Raw genomic sequence first — 4,171 nt, forward strand, 5'->3', positions numbered from 1 at the left:
CAGATGCACGGACGCGCCGGCTTCGACCTCCTCCGCCACCGCATCCTCCTGCCCTGACGGCTACACGACGTCACCACCGACTACGGGCCAGACCCAATTTAACGGCTGATCATGGTGCACGCCCAGTTCGAGCAGACCGCTCGTGAGGCCCTGGCGGCCAAGGCCGTGGAGGCCAAGACCGTCAAGAACCTGTCCTGGAAGCAGATTGCTGAGGCCTCGGGCCTGTCGGTGGCCTTCACCACCGCTGCCGTCCTCGGCCAGCACCCGCTGCCGGAGGACTCCGCGAGGGCCGTGGCCGAGCTGCTGGGCCTGGATGACGACGCGGCGCTGCTGCTGCAGACCATCCCGCTCCGTGGCTCGATGCCGAACCGGATCCCGACCGACCCGACCATGTACCGCTTCTACGAGATGCTCCAGGTCTACGGCACCACCCTCAAGGCCCTGGTCCACGAGGAGTTCGGCGACGGCATCATCTCCGCGATCAACTTCAAGCTCGACGTGAAGAAGGTCGCCGACCCCGAGGGCGGCGAGCGCGCCGTCATCACCCTGGACGGCAAGCACCTGCCGACCAAGCCCTTCTGACCGGCGCCGATACAGCGTCACACACGGACGGCAACGGGGCGGGCCGGAAACAGTCTTCCGGCCCGCCCCGCCCCGTTCCCTGAACCCTGCGAAGCCGCCTGCCGGGGCCTCGCATCCCCCTTCCGTCTTTGGAGGATCTTTCATGGACTTCGTCCAGCGCACCATCGACATCGCCCGCCAGAACGTCGCCGAGGGCGGCCGCCCGTTCGCGACCGTCATCGTCAAGGACGGCGAGATCCTCGCCGAGAGCCCCAACAAGGTCGCCCAGACAGGCGACCCCACCGCACACGCGGAGATCCTCGCCATCCGCGATGCCTGCATCAAGCTCGGCGCATCGACGAACGCAGTGTGCCCGCCGCCCCCCTGCCGCGCACACTGAGCGCTGTAGTTGACAGATTTCGCCAACTACAGCGCTCACCGCGAGGCAAAGTCGCGTTGCGATTGTGGGCTGTCAGGCCAACCCTTCCGGCGTGGGGCCGAGGAGACTGGCGATGGAGTCTGCGTTTTCGTCGTAAGCACCGAGGCGTTGCGCGGGGCCCGAGTGATGCAACGTTCGCCGTGTCAACGGCTCTCGTTCACCACCATGGCCGAGCCGCCACCTCGCCGCTTGGGTTCGGCGACCGCCGTGACCTTCCCGTCGCGCTGGAACTCCAGTGCGGCCACCGCTCCGATCTCCGGGGAGGGGGTGAAGGTCTGTGGGGCCAGGACGAAGTGCTGGCCGAGGCCTTCGAGCGCGGTGCGCTCGGGTGAGTCGAGGAAGGCGGGTTCGGCGTCGGTCGTGGTCCGGTTCCGCTGCGAGATCCGCGGAGCGGCGACCGCATCTGGCAGCGACATGCCCAGGTCGAAACGGTTGACGAGAGTCTGCAGCACCGTGGTGATGATGGTCGCGCCACCCGGCGAACCGACCGCGATCACCGGCTTCCCGTCCCGCAGCACGATCGTCGGCGACATGCTGCTGCGCGGGCGCTTGTTTGGCGCGGGCAGATTCGGGTCGGGTACCCCGGGGGTGAGCGGAGTGAAGTCGAAGTCGGTGAGCTCATTGTTGAGCAGGAAGCCACGTCCGGGCACAGTGATGGCCGAGCCTCCGGTCTGCTCGATCGTCAGGGTGTACGAGACCACGTTGCCCCAACGGTCGGCGGTCACCAGATGGGTCGTCGAGGGCCCCTCGTAAGGCTCCTGAGTGCCGTTCCCCCGGGCACAGCCGATTGTCGCGCCGCGCGGGTCCGCCGGGGCCAGCGGGCTGGTCAGTGTCGCGTCGGGCCGGATCAGGCAGGCCCGGTCCTTCGCGAACTCCTTGGACAGCAGCGCCTTCGTGGGCACGTCCGAGAAGGCGGGGTCGCCCACCCAGCGGTTGCGGTCGGCGAAGGCGATCCGGCTGGCTTCCAGGTAGTGGTGCAGCGCCTGGACCCGGTCGGCGGACGACAGAGGGAAGTTCTCCAGGATATTGAGCGCTTCGCCGACGGTGGTGCCGCCGGAGGAGGACGGCGCCATGGAGTAGACGTCCAGCCCGTGGTACGTGATGCGGGTCGGGTCCCGGCGCACCACCGCGTAGTTCGCGAGGTCGCGCCGCTCCATGAGTCCGGGCCGGAACGTTCGGTCGGAGCCCGCGGCCACCGGCGGGTTCTGCGCGGTGCGCACCACATCACGCCCGATGTCGCCGTGGTAGAGCGCATCTATGCCCTCGCGGGACAGTTCCCGGTACGTACGGGCCAGGTCGGGGTTGCGGAAACGGCTGCCGACCACGGGGAGTTCACCGTTCGGCAGGAACAGCTCGGAGGTCGAGGTGATGTCCCGGAAGCGGGCCTCGTTCATCGCCGTCTGGGCGCGGAATTCGTCGTTGACCACGAAGCCGTCGTCGGCGATCCGGGTGGCCGGACGCAGTGCGCGCCCGAGCGAGACGGTGCCCCAGTCGTCCAGGGCCTTCTGCCAGGTCGCCGGGGTGCCCGGAACTCCCACGGACAGGCCGGAGTTGACCGCTTCCTGGAACGGGATGGCTTTGCCCGTGGACGGGTCGATGAAGGAGTCGGAGTGCATCCGGGCCGGGGCCGTCTCTCGGCCGTCGATGGTGTGCACCTTCTTCTTGGCGGCGTCGTAGTACACGAAATAGCCGCCGCCTCCCACGCCTGCCGAGTACGGCTCGACCACTCCGAGCGCGGCCGCGGTCGCCACCGCCGCATCGACCGCGTTGCCGCCGCGCCGCAGTACCTCGATGCCGGCCTGCGAGGCGTAGGGGTTCACACTGGAGACTGCGCCCCCGCTACCGGTGGCGACGGCCTGCTTGGGCGGCGGCTGGAGACGCGAGCCGGAGGGTGCTGCGGCACCGCCTGCCGGGGATGAGCCGGCGGCTGCGGTGGGGAGGAGCAGAGGAAGAGCGAGGGCTGCCGCTGACACGGCAGACACCAGGGCACGGCGGGCGATCATCGAGCCTCCGAGGGCCTCGGGCGAGGGTGATTGCTGGCACTTTGCCAACAGCCGGTCTCACCGGCAATGGATCTTGGAGATCTTTGCGGAACATCTGAGGTTCCTCGGCAGTAACCCAGTGCGGTTCAACGACCCTGCGCTTGCCGGAATCCGCGTCTGCCCAGGTCATCCCCGTGACAGTTGCGTCAGTGAGGGCGGCATGATGACCGCTTGTGCTGCTCCGTCCGGCCTGTCCGACCGTCACGAACGTCCTCGCGATGCTGCGGACTGCTGCCGCTGACGTCCGCGCCTGGTGTTGCATGCGCGCCCTGGAACACCAGCCGGTCCGGATGCCGCACCGAAACCGCCGCTGAAGCCCCCACACTGGGCGGCCCGGCCGTCGTGGTCGTAGCGCTGATCCACCGGCCCCGTCAACGCGTGGACCGGGCGCCCAGGCAGCGATCCGGTCGATCAACGCGGCCTGGAATTGCGGCCAGGTGAACGCGCCGGCCTCGTACAAACTGACGGCCATGCCGAAGGCACGGCTCTCCCACGGCTCGGCGAACACCAACTCACCGTTGGAGCGGGGCGGTGCGGCCGGGCCCTCGATGTCCGCGGCAGGTGCAGGGTGATTCGGCGGGCTGAGCGTGCGATCCGGGCGGGGACGTGGACGAGGTGCCCGCGGAGAGTCGCGGTGGTGGCCTTGGTGTGAAAGACGGAAGTCAGTGCACCGGTGGCCCGCAGCAGGTTGTAGGCCATCGCCCAGAGGGTGAGCCAGGCGGCGTTGGTGTGAAAGTGCCCGGACGGCAGGTGTGCGAAGGCTCCGGCTTTGCTGTCGGCGATGACCTGCTCGACGACCGCGTGGTGGCGGTGTTCCCGCTCGGCCTGGAGAGTTGGGGCGGGGTTGTCGGTGAAGAAGGGGTGGTAGCGCCAGACGGGGAAGAGTTCGCCCTGCTCACCGACGGTGGAGGGTTTGGCCAGGTCACGGACGCGGCGCACGATCAGCCGGGCCGTGACCCGCTCTGCTTTTTTGCGGCTCGCGAACGCGGTGTAGTCAGGTATCTCGGCGACTTCGGCGTCCGAGATGAGTTCACTGCCGTCGGCACGTCGAGCGAGCGCTACCGGCTGGACGGGTCGGAGGGCTGCTACGACCGCACACTGCGGACCGAGCAGGGCATCCTGACGGAGG

The 4,171-nt window shown here is 68.7% G+C and carries 4 protein-coding genes and 1 pseudogene; 2 read left to right on the plus strand and 3 right to left on the minus strand.

The window, feature by feature from the left end; all coding sequences use genetic code 11:
* The first annotated feature begins 111 nt into the window (after positions 1-111).
* Together cynS and AB0915_RS38425 are read left to right on the plus strand one after the other, a co-directional pair.
* Complete coding sequence (cynS, locus tag AB0915_RS38420; RefSeq protein WP_366695946.1) at positions 112-582, plus strand: cyanase; 471 nt, start codon at positions 112-114, stop codon at positions 580-582.
* Positions 583-724: 142 nt separating this feature from the next.
* Positions 725-961 (plus strand): deaminase, encoded by a 237-nt coding sequence (locus tag AB0915_RS38425; RefSeq protein ID WP_366695948.1) that lies wholly within the window; start codon positions 725-727, stop codon positions 959-961.
* Between the two features lie 182 nt (positions 962-1,143).
* Here AB0915_RS38425 and ggt read toward each other — a convergent pair whose 3' ends face one another.
* The 3 genes and pseudogenes from ggt to AB0915_RS38440 all read right to left on the minus strand — a co-directional run.
* Complete coding sequence (gene ggt / locus AB0915_RS38430; protein ID WP_366695952.1) at positions 1,144-2,946, minus strand: gamma-glutamyltransferase; 1,803 nt, start codon at positions 2,944-2,946, stop codon at positions 1,144-1,146.
* Complete coding sequence (locus AB0915_RS38435; protein ID WP_366695950.1) at positions 2,840-3,550, minus strand: nitrile hydratase accessory protein; 711 nt, start codon at positions 3,548-3,550, stop codon at positions 2,840-2,842. The genes ggt and AB0915_RS38435 overlap by 107 nt, the downstream gene beginning before the upstream one ends.
* A 47-nt stretch (positions 3,551-3,597) precedes the next feature.
* Positions 3,598-4,068, minus strand: a pseudogene (locus AB0915_RS38440) (transposase); the annotation flags it as partial.
* Positions 4,069-4,171 lie beyond the last annotated feature (103 nt).

The organism is Streptomyces sp. NPDC048411, assembly GCF_040704695.1.
Taxonomy (GTDB): Bacteria; Actinomycetota; Actinomycetes; order Streptomycetales; family Streptomycetaceae; genus Streptomyces.